The sequence below is a fragment of the Salmonella sp. SAL00670 genome, from assembly GCF_046552235.1.
Taxonomy (GTDB): domain Bacteria; phylum Pseudomonadota; class Gammaproteobacteria; order Enterobacterales; family Enterobacteriaceae; genus Salmonella; species Salmonella enterica.
This window is the reverse complement of record NZ_JBGDUO010000003.1, coordinates 302,066-319,818: the sequence shown is the minus strand read 5'-3', so window position 1 is coordinate 319,818 and position 17,753 is coordinate 302,066. Positions and strand designations below refer to the sequence as shown.

Below are 17,753 nucleotides of genomic sequence, written 5' to 3'. Positions count from 1 at the left end.
TGCGCCGTGAGTAACACCGTACTTAGCAGGCATATATCCATGACCGCGACTGCACAGCAGCTTGAGTTTCTCAAAAACAGCATCAAAAGCATTCAGGATTACCCGAAACCGGGCATTCTTTTCCGTGATGTCACCAGCTTACTGGAAGACCCGAAAGCCTACGCGCTCAGTATTGAATTGTTGGTTGAGCGTTATAAAAATGCGGGTATCACCAAAGTGGTCGGCACCGAAGCGCGTGGCTTCCTGTTTGGCGCGCCGGTTGCGCTTGGGCTGGGCGTTGGTTTTGTTCCGGTACGTAAACCGCGCAAATTACCGCGTGAAACTATTGCCGAGACCTATGAATTAGAGTACGGCACCGATCAGCTGGAAATTCATGTCGACGCGATTAAACCTAGCGACAACGTGCTGGTCGTGGACGATCTGCTGGCGACTGGCGGCACCATTGAGGCGACCGTGAAGCTGATCCGTCGTCTGGGCGGGAAAGTCACCGATGCGGCGTTCATCATCAATTTGTTCGATCTGGGCGGCGAGCAGCGTCTGGAAAAGCAGGGGATTACCTGTTATAGCCTGGTGCCGTTTCCAGGGCATTGATTCAGGCTATTCGCACTGCTATTTTAGCCAGAGAGACAACCTCGCTGTATCGGCGAGGTTGTGTTAGCATTACCCTTCTATGAATCCACCTTCCAGCGTTTCAGAGCCTGCCAATGAGTTATCAGGTCTTAGCCAGAAAATGGCGCCCACAAACCTTTGCTGACGTCGTCGGCCAGGAACATGTGCTGACCGCACTGGCGAACGGCTTGTCGTTAGGGCGCATTCATCACGCATATCTTTTTTCCGGCACGCGCGGCGTCGGTAAAACCTCTATCGCCCGGCTGCTGGCGAAGGGGCTGAACTGCGAAACCGGTATTACCGCGACGCCGTGCGGCGTTTGCGATAACTGTCGGGAAATTGAGCAGGGGCGTTTTGTCGATCTCATTGAGATTGACGCCGCATCGCGTACCAAAGTCGAAGACACCCGCGACCTGCTGGATAACGTCCAGTACGCGCCTGCGCGCGGTCGCTTTAAAGTCTATCTGATCGATGAAGTCCACATGCTGTCGCGCCACAGCTTTAATGCGCTACTTAAAACGCTTGAAGAACCGCCAGCGCATGTGAAATTTTTACTGGCGACCACCGATCCGCAGAAGCTGCCGGTGACCATTTTGTCGCGCTGCCTACAGTTTCATCTCAAAGCGCTGGATGTTGAACAGATTCGCCATCAGCTTGAGCATATTCTCAATGAGGAACATATCGCTCACGAACCCCGCGCGTTGCAGTTGTTATCGCGTGCGGCTGACGGCAGCCTGCGCGATGCATTAAGTCTGACTGACCAGGCGATCGCCAGCGGCGACGGGCAGGTTTCGACGCAGGCGGTAAGCGCCATGCTCGGTACGCTGGACGACGACCAGGCTTTGTCATTAGTCGAGGCGGTGGTTGACGCTAACGGCGAACGCGTCATGTCGCTTATCAACGAGGCGGCGGCGCGCGGTATTGAATGGGAAGCGCTGCTGGTCGAAATGCTTAGCCTGCTGCACCGTATTGCGATGGTGCAACTTTCGCCTGCCGCGTTAGGCAGCGATATGGCGGCTATCGAGCAACGGATGCGCGAACTTGCCCGGACGGTGCCTCCCGGCGATCTTCAGCTCTATTATCAGACGTTGTTGATTGGTCGCAAAGAATTGCCCTGGGCGCCGGACCGGCGGATGGGCGTTGAAATGACGTTACTGCGTGCACTGGCGTTTCACCCGCGTATGCCCTTGCCGGAGCCTGAAACGCCGCGGCAGTCTTTTGCGCCCGTGGCCCCAACGGCGGTAATGACGCCGCCGCAGGTGCAGCAGCCGTCGGCGCCCGCGCCGCAGACATCGCCAGCGCCGCTGCCGGCATCTACCAGTCAGGTGCTGGCGGCGCGCAATCAGCTACAGCGCGCGCAGGGAGTAACCAAAACAAAAAAGAGTGAACCGGCAGCCGCATCCCGCGCGCGGCCGGTGAATAACTCTGCGCTGGAGCGGCTGGCCTCGGTTTCGGAGCGCGTACAGGCGCGCCCGGCGCCGTCTGCGCTGGAAACGGCGCCAGTAAAGAAAGAGGCTTATCGCTGGAAGGCCACCACGCCGGTAGTACAAACCAAAGAAGTGGTGGCTACGCCAAAAGCGCTTAAGAAAGCTCTGGAGCATGAAAAAACGCCGGAGCTGGCGGCTAAACTGGCGGCGGAGGCGATTGAGCGCGATCCGTGGGCGGCGCAGGTAAGCCAGCTTTCTTTGCCTAAGCTGGTGGAGCAGGTGGCGCTCAATGCCTGGAAGGAGCAGAACGGCAACGCGGTTTGTCTGCATCTGCGCTCGACGCAGCGGCACCTCAATTCCAGCGGCGCGCAGCAAAAGCTGGCGCAAGCGCTCAGCGATCTGACGGGAACGACGGTTGAACTGACCATCGTTGAAGATGATAATCCCGCGGTGCGTACGCCGCTGGAATGGCGTCAGGCCATTTATGAAGAGAAACTCGCGCAAGCGCGTGAGTCAATTATTGCGGATAATAACATTCAGACGCTGCGTCGATTCTTCGACGCCGAGCTGGATGAAGAGAGTATCCGCCCCATTTGATCGTAAGCCTGGCTTGCGATTGTGAACCATCAAGAGAGAGAGCTTATGTTTGGAAAAGGCGGTCTGGGCAATCTGATGAAGCAGGCCCAGCAGATGCAGGAAAAAATGCAGAAAATGCAGGAAGAGATTGCGCAGCTGGAAGTGACCGGCGAATCCGGCGCGGGTCTGGTGAAGGTTACCATCAACGGCGCGCATAACTGCCGCCGCGTGGAAATTGACCCAAGCCTGCTGGAAGATGACAAAGAGATGCTGGAAGATCTGGTCGCTGCGGCCTTCAACGATGCGGCGCGCCGCATTGAAGAGACTCAAAAAGAGAAGATGGCTTCCGTCTCTTCCGGTATGCAATTGCCGCCAGGCTTTAAGATGCCATTCTGATGCAAACCAGTCCGCTGTTAACTCAGCTTATGGAAGCGTTGCGCTGCCTTCCGGGCGTCGGCCCTAAGTCGGCGCAGCGGATGGCGTTTACCCTGTTGCAGCGCGATCGCAGCGGCGGAATGCGCCTGGCGCAGGCGCTGACCCGGGCGATGTCGGAAATCGGCCACTGCGCCGACTGCCGCACCTTTACCGAGCAGGATGTCTGTAATATCTGTTCGAACCCGCGGCGTCAGGAAAACGGCCAGATTTGCGTGGTGGAGAGTCCTGCGGATATCTACGCCATTGAGCAGACCGGGCAATTTTCCGGGCGGTATTTCGTGCTGATGGGCCACCTGTCGCCGCTGGACGGCATCGGGCCGGATGATATCGGTCTCGATCGTCTGGAACAGCGGCTGGCGTCAGAAAAAATCAGTGAGCTGATCCTCGCGACCAACCCGACGGTTGAAGGAGAGGCTACCGCAAACTATATTGCCGAGCTGTGCGCGGAGGCCGGCGTCGAAGCCAGTCGTATCGCCCACGGCGTGCCGGTTGGCGGCGAACTGGAGATGGTCGACGGTACGACGCTGTCCCACTCGCTGGCGGGACGCCATAAGATTATTTTCTGAACAAACGGAGGCGGCATTCGCGGCCTCCGCTTGAAATCACCCCCGCTTGTCCCCATCTCACCCTCAACGTATTTTTACCATTAAAAATGGCATTGTTGAGGTCTATCCACATGAAAGGACAAGAAACGCGTGGTTTTCAGTCAGAAGTTAAACAGCTTCTGCACCTGATGATCCATTCTCTTTATTCCAATAAAGAAATCTTCCTGCGTGAACTCATCTCTAACGCCTCAGATGCGGCGGACAAGCTGCGTTTCCGCGCTCTGTCAAACCCGGACCTGTATGAAGGAGATGGCGAGCTGCGTGTGCGCGTCTCTTTCGATAAAGATAAGCGTACGTTGACCATTGCCGATAACGGCGTGGGGATGAATCGTGATGAGGTGATTGACCACTTAGGCACCATTGCCAAGTCCGGCACCAAATCTTTCCTCGAATCAATGGGGTCCGATCAGGCGAAAGATAGCCAGCTCATCGGTCAGTTTGGCGTAGGCTTCTACTCCGCGTTTATTGTGGCCGATAAAGTGACCGTACGTACTCGTGCGGCAGGCGACAAGCCGGAAAATGGCGTGTTCTGGGAATCGGCAGGCGAAGGCGAATACACCGTTGCCGATATCACCAAAAATGACCGTGGTACGGAAATCACCTTACACCTGCGTGAAGGCGAAGATGAATTCCTCGATGACTGGCGCGTACGCTCGATTATCAGTAAATATTCCGATCACATCGCATTGCCGGTAGAGATTGAAAAACGGGAAGAAAAAGACGGCGAAACCGTGATTTCCTGGGAGAAAATCAACAAGGCCCAGGCGTTGTGGACCCGTAACAAGTCGGAAATTAAAGACGACGAGTACAACGAGTTTTACAAGCACATCGCGCATGATTTCACCGATCCGCTGACCTGGAGCCACAACCGCGTGGAAGGTAAGCAGGAGTACACCAGCCTGCTGTATATCCCGTCGCAGGCGCCGTGGGATCTGTGGAACCGCGATCACAAACATGGTCTGAAGCTGTACGTACAGCGCGTGTTCATTATGGACGATGCCGAGCAGTTCATGCCGAACTATCTGCGCTTCGTGCGCGGCCTGATTGATTCTAACGACCTGCCGTTGAACGTCTCCCGTGAAATCCTGCAGGACAGCACGGTAACGCGTAATCTGCGCAGCGCCCTGACCAAACGCGTTCTGCAAATGCTGGAAAAACTGGCGAAAGACGACGCGGAAAAATACCAAACCTTCTGGAAACAGTTCGGTCTGGTGTTGAAAGAAGGCCCGGCGGAAGATCACGCCAACCAGGAAGCGATCGCTAAACTGTTGCGCTTTGCCTCCACCCATACCGACTCTTCCGCCCAGACCGTGTCGCTGGAAGATTACGTCTCCCGGATGAAAGAAGGGCAGGAAAAAATCTACTACATCACCGCAGACAGCTATGCGGCGGCGAAAAACAGCCCGCACCTGGAGCTGCTGCGTAAGAAAGGCATCGAAGTGCTGCTGCTCTCCGATCGCATCGACGAGTGGATGATGAACTACCTGACCGAGTTTGACGGTAAAGCATTCCAGTCGGTCGCTAAAGCCGATGAGTCCATCGAAAAACTGGCGGATGAAGTCGACGAAAACGCGAAAGAAGCGGAAAAGGCGCTTGAGCCGTTCGTGGAGCGTGTCAAAACCCTGCTGGGCGATCGCGTGAAAGAGGTGCGTCTGACGCATCGTTTAACCGACACGCCGGCGATTGTCACCACCGATGCGGATGAAATGAGCACCCAGATGGCGAAACTGTTCGCCGCGGCCGGTCAGTCCGTGCCGGAAGTGAAATACATCTTTGAGCTCAATCCGGATCATGTGCTGGTTAAACGCACTGCCGATACCGAGGATGAAGCGCAGTTTAAAGAGTGGGTCGAGCTGCTGCTGGATCAGGCGCTGTTCGCTGAACGCGGTACGCTGGAAGATCCGAACCAGTTTATCCGCCGTATGAACCAGTTGCTGGTGTCCTGATAACGCTCATCTGATTGCCGGATAGCGACGCGAAGCATCTTATCCGGCCTACGAGCGAGTACTGTTTTGTGACTGCCGGATGGCGACGTGAAACGTCTTATCCGGCCTACGGACGGGTACTGTTTTGTGACTGCCGGATGGCGACGCGAAGCATCTTATCCGGCCTACGGGCGAGTACTGTTTGTAGGCCGGATAAGCGCCAGCGCCATCCGGCATTTTTTATAATACCTTCTCTTTTCTGGATTTCTCTTCGTTAACCGTTTCAGCATCAGGCGGCTTCCTTGAGCGAAATGCGTGATGGTGGTATCGTTTAGCGCTTTTTAAAAAATATCGACAACCTTTGAGGGGATTTTCGTAATGCGTATTATTCTGCTTGGCGCTCCGGGCGCGGGTAAAGGAACTCAGGCTCAGTTCATCATGGAGAAATATGGTATTCCGCAAATCTCCACTGGCGATATGCTGCGCGCCGCAGTGAAATCAGGCTCCGAGTTGGGCAAACAGGCGAAAGATATCATGGACGCCGGTAAACTGGTGACCGATGAACTGGTGATTGCGCTGGTTAAAGAGCGTATCGCCCAGGAAGACTGCCGTAACGGTTTTCTGCTGGACGGTTTCCCGCGCACGATCCCGCAGGCTGACGCGATGAAAGAAGCGGGTATTGTGGTGGATTACGTGCTGGAATTCGACGTACCGGACGAACTGATCGTTGACCGTATTGTGGGTCGTCGCGTACACGCCGCCTCTGGCCGCGTTTACCACGTTAAGTTTAATCCGCCGAAAGTGGAAGGCAAAGATGACGTCACCGGCGAAGATCTGACCACCCGTAAAGACGATCAGGAAGAGACCGTTCGCAAACGTCTGGTGGAATATCATCAGATGACCGCGCCGCTGATTGGCTACTACCAGAAAGAAGCGGAAGCGGGCAACACCAAATACGCTAAAGTTGACGGTACGCAGGCCGTTGCCGACGTCCGCGCAGCGCTGGAAAAAATCCTCGGTTAATTTTTTCGCGTAGTGAAGCACTTATCAGGCCTGCTGTTATCCCGCAAGCCTGATAAGCGTAACGCCATCAGGCAATCGGTGCCGGATGGCGGCCTGAACGCCTTATCCGGCCTACTGGCATCGTTAGCGCCATTCGGCGAATTCTCGTCTTACCTCTTGCAGCAATTAGTTCTTCTTTATCGCTTTTCCGCTACAATTATCAACAATTTGAATAGATAAGAGGCGGCAATGCGTCAGACGAAAACCGGTATCCTGCTGGCTAACCTTGGCACGCCAGATGCCCCAACTCCCGAAGCGGTAAAGCGCTACCTGAAACAATTTTTAAGCGACAGACGCGTGGTGGATACTCCTCGTCTGCTGTGGTGGCCGCTGCTGCGTGGCGTTATTTTACCGCTGCGTTCGCCGCGCGTCGCGAAACTCTATCAATCTATCTGGATGGATGGCGGTTCGCCGCTCATGGTATATAGCCGCGAACAGCAACAGGCGCTGGCCGCGCGGTTGCCAGACACGCCCGTCGCGCTGGGGATGAGCTACGGCTCGCCCTCGCTGGAAAGCGCTGTCGATGAACTGTTAGCAAGCGACGTCGACCATATCGTCGTGCTGCCGTTGTACCCGCAATACTCTTGCTCAACGGTGGGCGCAGTCTGGGACGAACTGGGGCGGATACTGGCGCGTAAACGTCGTATTCCCGGTATCTCATTTATTCGCGATTACGCGGATGACGGCGCTTATATCGATGCGCTGGCGAAAAGCGCGCGTGAGTCGTTCGCCAGACACGGCGAGCCGGATGTGCTTCTGCTCTCTTATCACGGCATTCCACAACGTTATGCGGATGAAGGCGATGACTACCCGCAGCGCTGTCGCGATACCACGCGCGAACTGGTTTCCGCATTGGGACTGCCGCCGGAAAAGGTAATGATGACGTTCCAGTCGCGCTTTGGCCGTGAACCGTGGCTGACGCCGTACACCGATGAAACGCTAAAAATGTTGGGTGAAAAGGGGACGGGCCATATTCAGGTCATGTGTCCGGGGTTTGCCGCGGATTGTCTGGAGACGCTGGAAGAGATAGCGGAACAGAATCGCGAGATTTTCCTTGAAGCGGGCGGTAAAAAATATGCGTACATTCCGGCGCTGAACGCGACGCCGGAACATATTGATATGATGCTGAAACTCACGGCGCCGTACCGTTAACGCGGCGTCTTCATCCTCGCCATAAAGAAGCGTGCGCCGTCCTGCAAGGCATCGTCGGCGATTGTCATCATTCGCGAATAGTGCAGAAAGGCGTGCAGCGTGCCGGGATACATTTTGTATTCGCAGGGCTGCTGGTGCGCCTGTAATGTCTGGTGCAGCAAGCGGCTGTCATCAATGAGCGGATCAAACTCCGCGCTGGCAATAAAGCAGGGCGGCACATCGCGCGTGAGATCGTTATTAAACAGACAATACCAGGGCGATTCCCGATCTTCATCGTTACGCAGATAGGCCTTTTCGTACATGTCCAGATCTTCACGCGTCAGGCCGTCCCATGCGCCGCCGAACAGACGGCGGCTTACCGAGTCCTGCAACCCATACAGCCCATACCACAACAGAATCGCGATAAGGTTACCGCAGCGAATGTGCTTATCACGTAGCCAGAGCGCGCTGGCAAGCGCCAGCATGGCGCCTGCGGAATCCCCGGCGAAACCGATTTTCTCCACGTTGAGCGAGTATTCATCGGCATGTTGAGAGAAGTAGCTGTATACCGCGACGGTTTCTTCAATGGCCTGCGGATAACGCGCTTGCGGCGACAGCGAATAATCAATACCGATCACGGTGCAGCCGGTATAACGCGCCAGCAGACGCATTATCCGGTCATGCGTATCCAGATTACCGAGGATAAATCCGCCGCCGTGCAGATAGTATAAGGTGGCCTGACTGGTCGGCTGCGGCGAGTAGAGCCGGGTTGTTACATCGCCATAAGGCGTAGGGACGGCGCAGGTGCGGGTGGTCATGGACGGCGCGTCGGCATTCCAGAAACGGCGCTCAAGAAGATAATACTGACGCTGGGTCTCAATATCGCCATCGGCAGGCCAGGGGGGAAGGCCTGGTTGCTGGAAGTTTACGACGGCTTTCATTTCGTCTGACAGTCGGGTGAGTACGGGAATTTTATTTTCCGGCTTCATAAAACGCTCCTTGTGAAAGTGAACCATTGTAAAAAACGCGGCTGGAGAAACTGCGATCTCGTCGTCCGATATTGAAACGCCATCGTCCGTCGCGCGCAGCAGGGGGAATGTGCTACCATGCAGCGCTCCGTTATTCATCCGTAAGCACAATCATGAAATTTCCCGGTAAACGTAAATCCAAACACTATTTTCCCGTCAATGCGCGTGACCCGTTGTTGCAACAAATTCAGCCAGAACAGGAAACCAACGCCTCCTGGGTCGTCGGTATCGACCAGACGTTGGTGGATATTGAGGCGAAAGTGGATGACGATTTTATTACACGCTATGGATTAAGCGCCGGGCATTCTCTGGTGATAGAAGACGAGGTGGCGGAGAAGCTGTATCAGGAACTGACGCGGGAAAATCTGATCACCCATCAGTTTGCTGGCGGCACTATAGGCAATACGATGCACAATTACTCGGTACTGGCGGATGACCGTTCGGTGTTACTGGGCGTGATGTGCAGCAACATTGAGATTGGCAGCTACGCTTATCGCTACCTGTGTAATACTTCCAGCCGTACCGACCTGAATTATCTGCAAGCGGTAGATGGCCCGATTGGCCGCTGTTTCACGCTGATTGGCGAATCCGGCGAGCGTACCTTCGCTATCAGCCCCGGCCATATGAATCAGCTACGGGCGGAAAGTATTCCGGAAGCGGTGATCGCTGGCGCCTCCGCGCTGGTGTTGACCTCATATCTGGTGCGCTGTAAGCCTGGCGAACCGATGCCTGACGCGACGATGAAAGCGATCGAATACGCGAAAAAGCATAACGTGCCGGTTGTCATGACGCTGGGCACCAAATTTGTGATCGCCGATAATCCGCAGTGGTGGCAGGCGTTTCTCAAAGAGAATGTCTCGATTCTGGCAATGAACGAAGAAGAAGCGGAAGCGCTGACCGGCGAAAACGACCCGCTGCTGGCGGCGGATAAGGCGCTGGACTGGGTCGACCTGGTGTTATGCACCGCCGGGCCGATAGGGTTATATATGGCGGGCTTCACCGAAGAGGAAGCAAAACGTAAAACCCAGCATCCGCTGCTGCCGGGGGCTATTGCTGAATTTAACCAGTATGAATTTAGCCGGGCAATGCGCCATAAAGATTGTACTAATCCGCTGCGCGTTTATTCGCATATTGCGCCGTATATGGGCGGGCCGGAAAAAATCATGAACACCAATGGCGCGGGCGATGGCGCGCTGGCGGCGCTGCTGCACGATATTACGGCGAACAGTTACCATCGTAGCAACGTACCGAACTCCAGTAAGCACAGATTCACCTGGCTGACCTATTCGTCGCTGGCGCAGGTGTGTAAATATGCTAACCGTGTCAGTTATCAGGTACTGAACCAGCATTCTCCGCGTCTGACACGCGGGCTGCCGGAACGTGAGGACAGCCTGGAAGAGTCGTACTGGGATCGCTAATCTGGCTTGCCCGATGGCGCTGCGCGCATCGGGCCGTCCGGCAAACCCTTAACTGGCGACGACTTCACCCGCGGGCGGCGTTTCAAGCAGTTCCAGCATCGCCCGGGCAATTTCTCGCTCGCCCATCACTACCTGATTAGCTCCCCGCTCGGTAATATATTTCACTTCATCATCATAGTGCGCGCGGGCGATTATCTCGATATCAGGACTTTTTTCCCGCGCTGAGGCGACAATCTCACCGGCTTCGTAACCGTTGGGGATGGTCAATAACAGCCAGCGGGCGCAGTCCAGATGCGCCAGATTCATGATTTCTTCGTTAGCGGCGTTGCCCAGTACGGCGCGAATCCCGCGTTCGCGCAGTTCATCCACGCGGGTACGGGACGTTTCGATAACCACCAGCGGAATCCCCGCTGCCAGTAATTTTTCTCCCAGCAGACTGCCTACGCGGCCAAAACCCACCAGCAGGGCATGATTACAGATATCCACCGGAATTTGCTTCTCTTCTTCGATAGCCTCTTCCAGAGTTTGCTCTTCCAGCGTTTCGGTTTTCGCCAGATACTTCTCCAGCAGGGTAAACAGTACGGGATTAAGCATAATCGACAAAATAGCGCCTGCCAGCACCAGGTTCTGTCCCGCCTGCGGCAGCAGGTTGAGCGCCATGCCGAGTCCGGCGAGAATAAAGGCGAACTCGCCGATTTGCGCCAGGCTGGCGGCAATGGTCAGCGCGGTTCGCGGCGAGTGGCCGAACATACGCACCAGGAAAAACGCAGCGATCGATTTACCAAAGACGATAATGGCAAGCGTCGCCAGCACCGCCAGCGGCTGTTGAATCAAGACTAACGGATCGAACAACATGCCGACGGAAACAAAAAACAGGACGGCAAAGGCGTCGCGCAGCGGCAACGTATCGTGCGCCGCCCGGTGACTCAGTTCCGACTCATTAAGCACCATTCCAGCGAAGAACGCGCCCAGCGCAAAAGAGACGTCAAACAGTTCTACCGCGCCAAACGCAATGCCTAACGCCAGCGCCAGTACGGAAAGGGTAAATAATTCGCGCGAGCCGGTGGCGGCGCTGCGGGCCATAATCCACGGCACCAGGCGGCGTCCGACCAGCATCATGATGGCGATAAACGCCACCACTTTACCAATGGTTATCCCCATATCGACTGCCAGCGAGGCTATGCCGACATCGCCTTTTTCCACCATGCCGGCAACGGCGGGCAGCAAGACCAGCGTCAGCACCATCACCAGATCTTCGACAATCAGCCAGCCGATGGCGATTTGCCCGCGCTGGCTATCAAGGAGTTGTCGCTCCTCAAGCGCGCGCAGCAGGACGACGGTACTGGCGGTAGACAGACAGAGCCCAAAAACGATGCCGGTCATTAATGACCATCCCAGCACGGCGGAAAGCGCCATACCCAGCAGCGTCGCCACCGCTATCTGAGCGACAGCGCCGGGAATGGCGATAGACTTTACCGCCATCAAATCCTTCAGCGAAAAATGCAGCCCGACGCCGAACATCAATAGAATCACGCCGAGCTCCGCCAGCTCCGGCGCCAGTTTGGTATCCGCAACAAAACCCGGGGTAAAAGGTCCCGCCAGAACGCCCGCTAACAGATATCCCACCAGTGGAGAAATACGCAATTTGTTGGCAATCATGCCGAGAATAAAAGCGAGCACAAGGCCGCCGACAATGGTGGTGATAAGCGGGGTAGCGTGATGCATTCCGTCTCCTTTGGTTGCTGGACTCCAAAACTCCGGGTAATAGTTTATGACAATTTCAATCAGGATGTTTATAAAAAATGGTTGTGTTTTATAAAAAGATACGATCTGAAGGCAAAAAGAGCACGGAACGTAAAAGTGATAAGTATGGGATGGACAAAGCAAGATGGCATCAGGATGTACAGGCGGTTAAAGCGTACCTTTAACCGCCATAAAATCACGATTTATGTCGATTATCAGGTAAGAATATGGTCAGTATCCCCAGAAGCGGCAGGAAAGCACAGATTTTATAAACTAAATAGATACTGGTATGGTCGGCAATCAGCCCCAGCACCGCTGCGCCCAGGCCTCCCATCCCGAAGGCAAACCCGAAAAACAGGCCGGAAACCATACCGATGCGTCCTGGCAGCAACTCCTGGGCATACACCAGAATGGCGGAAAACGCCGACGCTAGAATAAAGCCGATAATCACCGTTAAAATCCCCGTCCAGTACAGCGTGGCGTAGGGTAAAACAAGGGTAAACGGCGCGACGCCGAGAATAGAGCCCCAAATCACATATTTCCTGCCGATTTTATCGCCCACCGGCCCGCCGATTACCGTCCCGGCAGCCACCGCAAACAGGAAGGCAAACAGATGGAGCTGCGCGTTTTGTATTGATAATCCGAATTTTTGCATCAGATAAAAGGTGTAGTAGCTACTGATGCTCGCCATATAGAAATATTTCGAGAAAATGAGTAGCAATAACACGCTGACCGCCAGCACGACTTTATTGCGCGGCAGCGGGTTAGCGATTATCGCTTTTGGCTTGCCTTTCGCTATCCGGTGCTGGGCTGCATACCAGCGGCTGATCTGCGCCAGCACCACGATCGCCAGCAGCGCGGCCAGCACAAACCAGGCGACATTCCCTTTGCCATAGGGCGCGATAATCACGGCGGCCAGCAGCGGGCCCAATGAACTGCCGAAGTTACCGCCGACCTGGAAGATAGACTGCGCCAGACCATGACGTCCGCCGGAGGCCATGCGCGCCACGCGGGACGATTCCGGGTGAAAAACGGACGAGCCGGTACCCACCAGCGCCGCAGCGAGCAATACGCCGCCAAAACTTCCCGCCATTGCCAGCAGTACCAGCCCGCTCAGGGTAAAACACATGCCGACAGGCAGCGACCACGGCATGGGATACTTATCCGTCCAGTAGCCGACGACCGGTTGCAGCAGCGATGAGGCGAGCTGGAACGTCAGGGTGATCAAACCTATCTGGACGAAGGTCAGCGAGAACTCCGCCTGCAACAGGGGATAAATGGCTAAGATTAGCGACTGGATCATATCGTTCAGCAGATGGGAAAGACTGATCGCGCCCAAAATACCAAACGAAGTACGTGCTTTAGCGGCCGCTGCGGGCGCGCCTGCTAACGGCTGGGTTGGTTCACTCATGGCCATAGAAAGTCACTTAAATTTTATGCGATGTTGGAGATAGTAGGATGTGTAATTATTACTTGCCTAACATACCTGTGAAATGTGTTTGAAGGAAGTCTCAATTCTGAAAACATATTTGTCTATTATTGCAAGGAAAGGTAATTTCTGCGGTTGATATTGAGTCAGGGAGAGAAAGATGAAATTTTTGAAACGGGGTGTGGCGCTGGCGTTACTGGCGGCGTTCGCGCTGACGACTCAGCCTGCACAGGCTTACGAAAAAGATAAAACCTATAAAATTACTATCCTGCATACCAACGATCACCACGGTCACTTCTGGCGCAGCGAATATGGCGAATATGGTCTGGCGGCGCAAAAAACGCTGGTGGACAGTATCCGTAAAGAGGTGGCGCAAGAGGGGGGAAGCGTCCTGTTGTTATCCGGCGGCGACATTAATACCGGGGTGCCGGAATCCGATCTCCAGGATGCGGAGCCCGATTTCCGCGGGATGAATCTGATTGGCTACGACGCTATGGCCGTCGGTAATCATGAATTTGATAATCCGCTCACCGTATTGCGCCAGCAGGAAAAGTGGGCGAAGTTTCCCTTTCTTTCCGCCAATATTTATCAAAAAAGTACCGGCGAGCGTCTGTTTAAGCCGTGGGCTATTTTTACACGCCAGGATATAAAAATCGCGGTAATCGGCTTAACCACCGATGACACGGCGAAAATAGGCAACCCGGAATATTTCACCGATATTGAGTTTCGTAAACCTGCTGAAGAAGCAAAGGTGGTGATTCAGGAACTTAATATGAATGAAAAACCGGACGTGATTATCGCGACCACGCATATGGGACATTATGACAACGGCGATCACGGTTCGAACGCGCCGGGCGACGTTGAGATGGCGCGTAGCCTGCCTGCCGGTTCGTTGGCGATGATTGTGGGCGGTCACTCACAAGACCCGGTATGCATGGCGTCGGAAAATAAAAAACAGGTGAATTACGTACCGGGAACGCCCTGCGCGCCGGATAAGCAAAATGGCATCTGGATCGTGCAGGCGCATGAGTGGGGTAAATATGTGGGCCGCGCGGATTTCGAATTCCGTAACGGCGAGATGAAAATGGTTAACTACCAGCTTATTCCGGTAAATCTCAAGAAAAAAGTGACCTGGGATAACGGGAAAAGCGAGCGTGTACTTTACACGCCGGAAATCGCAGAAAATCCGCAAATGCTCTCGTTATTAACGCCGTTCCAGAATAAAGGTAAAGCGCAACTGGAGGTGAAAATTGGTAGCGTGAATGGCCTTCTTGAAGGCGATCGCAGTAAGGTCAGATTTGTCCAGACCAATATGGGACGGGTGATTCTGGCTGCGCAGATCGCGCGCACCGGCGCCGATTTTGGCGTGATGAGCGGCGGCGGTATTCGCGACTCGATTGAGGCGGGAGATATTACCTATAAAAGCGTGCTCAAGGTACAGCCGTTCGGCAACATTGTGGTGTATGCCGATATGAGCGGCAAAGAGGTGGTTGATTATCTCACCGCCGTAGCGCAGATGAAACCGGACTCCGGCGCCTATCCACAGTTCGCCAATGTGAGCTTTGTCGCCAAAGAGGGCAAGCTCACCGATCTGAAAATCAAAGGCGAGCCTGTTGATCCGGCCAAAACCTACCGCATGGCGACGCTGAGTTTCAACGCCACGGGCGGCGATGGTTATCCGCGCATCGATAACAAACCGGGATACGTGAATACCGGGTTTATTGACGCGGAAGTGCTGAAAGAGTTTATTCAGCAGAATTCACCGCTGGATGCGGCGGCGTTTACGCCAAAAGGCGAGGTAAGCTGGCTGTAGCGGTACGGATAGCCATCACTGCCTGATGGCGCGCAGCCTTAAGGCCTACGGATTATGTCTGCTGTAGGCCGGATAAGGCGTTTGCGCCGCTATCCGGCAATGTATTTTACGCAGGCTTAATCCCGACGCGCGATATCAGCGAATTTAGCACCCAGTATGGCGGCCAAATCGTCAGCCGCCAGTTCAATATCCAGCCCGCGTTTACCACCGGAAACATAAATAGTGGCAAACGTGCGGGCAGGCGCGTCAATCAGCGTGGGCAGCCGTTTCTTCTGTCCCAGCGGACTGATCCCGCCGACCAGATATCCCGTGGTGCGTTGCGCCACCATCGGGTCGGCCATATCGACCTTTTTCGCGCCCAGAGCTTTGGCGACTTTTTTCAAATCCAGCTGTCCGGCTACAGGCGTCACGGCGACGGCCAGTTGCTTCATATCGCCATTCACGGCGACCAAAAGCGTTTTATACACCTGATCGGCGTTTAGCCCGAGCTTACGCACCACTTCATCGCCAAAGTTAGTTTCATTCGGATCGTGATCGTAGGTGTGAATGTTAAACGGAATCTTGTTTTTTTCGAGTAACTTAACTGCGGGTGTCATAACGTTCCTTCTTACTACAGACGTGATTTGCCATCAGCATACGCCCGAAAGCGGACTAAAAAATAGTATAATCTTGTGCATTAGGTCTTGGCAGTTGCGGCAACTTTGAGCGACAATCTGAAGATCCGAAGCGAAAGCGTCGGGATAATAATAACGATGAAATTCCTCTTTGACGGGCCAATAGCGATATTGGCCATTTTTTTATTTCAATATTTGCGGTAGGTTGCCTTCGCCGTACAGATGTAGCGCCCCTACGGCTACCACGTAGCGTCCCGGCGGCAGTGCCAGCAGCGCGTCGCGCCAGGCTTCATTGCGTTTCACCATCAGTACATCATACAGCGGCTGGCTAAACGTTCTGGGGAGCGAAGCGCCGACGCTGGTCGGCGGCTGCTCAAGCCACCAGCCGATCATCACCTGCAAAAGCCGTGCGTTGGTGTGCCAGTGCGTCAGCGTGTCGTCGAGCAGCGCCATCCCGCCATCGGGCAGATCGCATAGTAGTTCGAGCTGGTGTTTCGCCCCTTCCAGCTCTTGCACCGGCAGCGACATTTCGCGGGCAGCCTGTAATAGCTGATAATCAATGCCATAGTCCGGGCGCAATCCCAGCCGTTGCGCCTGCGTGGCCTGTAGCACCATAGCTATCTGCCATAAAGGTTGATTATCAAAATGGATCAGCGGCATACCCAACTCGCTGACCCGTTTTTCCAGTGCGCTTAACTGCCCGGCGCTGAGACGTTCGACCAACGGCGGGCATTTGGGGAGATTGCTGAATGGCGTTTCGTTACCAGAAATATCCGCTTCAACGACCAGCGCGTCGGCCTGGCGTAGCTTTTTCACCAGCTTTGCTGGAAGAGGAGCCATATCGCGCGTTCCCATATGGATACTGCCAACCAGATGCAGATGACGACCGCCGGGCAGGGAGAGATCGATAGCAGGCCAACTATTTGGGGTACCACGCAGCGCGCGCCATAAACGTTTAAGTTGATTTAATAACTCCATACGCGCTCCCTTTGAAAAAGCTCATGCTAGCGCGTTGGAGAAAAGGGCGCAATGCGCCCTGACGGGACGTCAACGATCGGTCGGGTTATTCGCTGCCGTCGAGATAGGCCGTTCTGGCGATGGTCATTTCAAGCTGGCATTTATAAATACTGATGCGCTTTTCAGCGGGTATGGCCTCGGATTTGGCATCGCTAAGTTTGCCGCACTGCTGCTCTTTTTGGGTCACCCAGACTCGCTGCTCTTGTTTTAATGCCGTTCGGGCAGAGGCGGGTAGTGAATTCCAGACCTGATTAAGCTCGCGATCTCTACTTTCAAATTTCTTTGCTGCGATTTCAATCAGTGAGTTATTTTTTTTCTTTATAATGCTATCACCAGATACCGTCATTCTTGCCATTACATAAATAGATCGCGCCAATTTATCGGTTTTTTGCACAGAGGTGACAACAATATCTTTGTTGTTGTCTGCTAGCTGAATATTGTAGTTAACCTGTTTCCAGGTCACCGTATTGTTTATTACCTGTCCATCCCCTTGTGAAATATAGAATAGAGTATTTGGTAAGTCTTTCATTAATTTAAATAATGGCTGAGGAATACCCATGGCGACGGTAGCCGAGCAAGTTCGTAGGTTGGCATTTTCTGCTTGAGGGTTCTGCGTGATTACATCACTGAATTGAACAGGAATAGCCCGGAGTTGTTGCTCGTATTGAGTCTGGGGGATATCGAAGAAAAGCGTGGAGGGCTCTTTAATATAGTCTTGCTGTAAACGACCTAATGCTTCATTGTAAATCCATTCTTTTGCCGCCGTGACTGCATTATCGTTGCCACATTTTAACTCTGGAGTGGAATCAAATAACCCTGCATAACTGACGGCGGGAGAAAGCAGGAAAAGAAGCGTAACTGCTTTTCTAAACATAAATAACACATCCTTATGATTCAAAAAAACATTATAAAATGTTGTTT

15 protein-coding genes and 1 other annotated feature are annotated in these 17,753 nt (G+C 54.2%); of the genes, 9 read left to right on the top strand and 6 right to left on the bottom strand.

What is annotated here, in order from left to right; all coding sequences use genetic code 11:
* Positions 1-39: 39 nt before the first annotated feature.
* The 7 genes from apt (at position 40) to hemH (ending at position 7,791) form a co-directional block, all read left to right on the top strand.
* Positions 40-591, top strand: coding sequence for an adenine phosphoribosyltransferase (gene apt / locus ACLJRS_RS12670; RefSeq protein WP_000127351.1), 552 nt, complete (start codon positions 40-42; stop codon positions 589-591).
* A 113-nt stretch (positions 592-704) separates the two neighbouring features.
* The gene (gene dnaX / locus ACLJRS_RS12665; protein ID WP_000121967.1) at positions 705-2,633 is read left to right on the top strand and encodes a DNA polymerase III subunit gamma/tau; all 1,929 of its coding nucleotides are present in this window, start codon (positions 705-707) and stop codon (positions 2,631-2,633) included.
* Positions 1,966-2,030, top strand: a sequence feature (DnaX frameshifting element). (Overlaps the previous gene by 65 nt.)
* Before the next feature lie 45 nt (positions 2,634-2,678).
* Entirely contained in the window at positions 2,679-3,008 is a 330-nt protein-coding gene (locus ACLJRS_RS12660; RefSeq protein ID WP_000467098.1) for a YbaB/EbfC family nucleoid-associated protein, read from the top strand.
* Complete coding sequence (gene recR / locus ACLJRS_RS12655; RefSeq protein WP_001195023.1) at positions 3,008-3,613, top strand: recombination mediator RecR; 606 nt, start codon at positions 3,008-3,010, stop codon at positions 3,611-3,613. The genes ACLJRS_RS12660 and recR overlap by 1 nt, the downstream gene beginning before the upstream one ends.
* A 110-nt stretch (positions 3,614-3,723) precedes the next feature.
* Positions 3,724-5,598, top strand: a complete 1,875-nt coding sequence (gene htpG, locus ACLJRS_RS12650; RefSeq protein WP_001523272.1) for a molecular chaperone HtpG — start codon at positions 3,724-3,726, stop codon at positions 5,596-5,598.
* A gap of 357 nt (positions 5,599-5,955) precedes the next feature.
* Positions 5,956-6,600, top strand: coding sequence for an adenylate kinase (adk, locus tag ACLJRS_RS12645; protein WP_001220237.1), 645 nt, complete (start codon positions 5,956-5,958; stop codon positions 6,598-6,600).
* Positions 6,601-6,828: 228 nt separating this feature from the next.
* On the top strand, positions 6,829-7,791 hold the full coding sequence (gene hemH / locus ACLJRS_RS12640; protein WP_001250078.1) for a ferrochelatase: 963 nt from the start codon (positions 6,829-6,831) through the stop codon (positions 7,789-7,791).
* On the opposite strand, the gene aes is transcribed toward hemH, so the two are convergent.
* Positions 7,788-8,759 carry an acetyl esterase gene (aes, locus tag ACLJRS_RS12635; protein WP_000801782.1) on the bottom strand — a complete coding sequence of 324 codons (972 nt, stop codon included), beginning with the start codon at positions 8,757-8,759 and terminating at the stop codon, positions 7,788-7,790. The two genes, hemH and aes, sit on opposite strands and share 4 nt — an antisense overlap.
* Before the next feature lie 152 nt (positions 8,760-8,911).
* On the opposite strand from aes, the gene gsk reads away from it, so the two are divergent.
* Positions 8,912-10,216 (top strand): inosine/guanosine kinase, encoded by a 1,305-nt coding sequence (gene gsk / locus ACLJRS_RS12630; protein ID WP_001672608.1) that lies wholly within the window; start codon positions 8,912-8,914, stop codon positions 10,214-10,216.
* A 48-nt stretch (positions 10,217-10,264) separates the two neighbouring features.
* Here the strand turns inward: gsk and ybaL are convergent, their stop codons facing one another.
* Both ybaL and ACLJRS_RS12620 read right to left on the bottom strand, forming a co-directional pair.
* On the bottom strand, positions 10,265-11,941 hold the full coding sequence (gene ybaL / locus ACLJRS_RS12625; RefSeq protein WP_000546202.1) for a YbaL family putative K(+) efflux transporter: 1,677 nt from the start codon (positions 11,939-11,941) through the stop codon (positions 10,265-10,267).
* Positions 11,942-12,155: 214 nt separating this feature from the next.
* Positions 12,156-13,376 (bottom strand): MFS transporter, encoded by a 1,221-nt coding sequence (locus tag ACLJRS_RS12620; RefSeq protein ID WP_001251594.1) that lies wholly within the window; start codon positions 13,374-13,376, stop codon positions 12,156-12,158.
* A gap of 172 nt (positions 13,377-13,548) precedes the next feature.
* Between ACLJRS_RS12620 and ushA the strand changes: the two genes are divergently transcribed.
* On the top strand, positions 13,549-15,201 hold the full coding sequence (ushA, locus tag ACLJRS_RS12615) for a bifunctional UDP-sugar hydrolase/5'-nucleotidase UshA (protein ID WP_000670398.1): 1,653 nt from the start codon (positions 13,549-13,551) through the stop codon (positions 15,199-15,201).
* Positions 15,202-15,317: 116 nt separating this feature from the next.
* On the opposite strand, the gene ybaK is transcribed toward ushA, so the two are convergent.
* The 3 genes from ybaK to ACLJRS_RS12600 all read right to left on the bottom strand — a co-directional run bounded on the left by ybaK (position 15,318) and on the right by ACLJRS_RS12600 (position 17,706).
* Positions 15,318-15,797 (bottom strand): Cys-tRNA(Pro)/Cys-tRNA(Cys) deacylase YbaK, encoded by a 480-nt coding sequence (gene ybaK / locus ACLJRS_RS12610; RefSeq protein WP_000186618.1) that lies wholly within the window; start codon positions 15,795-15,797, stop codon positions 15,318-15,320.
* A 201-nt stretch (positions 15,798-15,998) separates the two neighbouring features.
* The gene (locus ACLJRS_RS12605) at positions 15,999-16,793 is read right to left on the bottom strand and encodes a TraB/GumN family protein (RefSeq protein ID WP_000421861.1); all 795 of its coding nucleotides are present in this window, start codon (positions 16,791-16,793) and stop codon (positions 15,999-16,001) included.
* A gap of 85 nt (positions 16,794-16,878) precedes the next feature.
* Complete coding sequence (locus ACLJRS_RS12600) at positions 16,879-17,706, bottom strand: lysozyme inhibitor LprI family protein (protein WP_000488548.1); 828 nt, start codon at positions 17,704-17,706, stop codon at positions 16,879-16,881.
* Positions 17,707-17,753 lie beyond the last annotated feature (47 nt).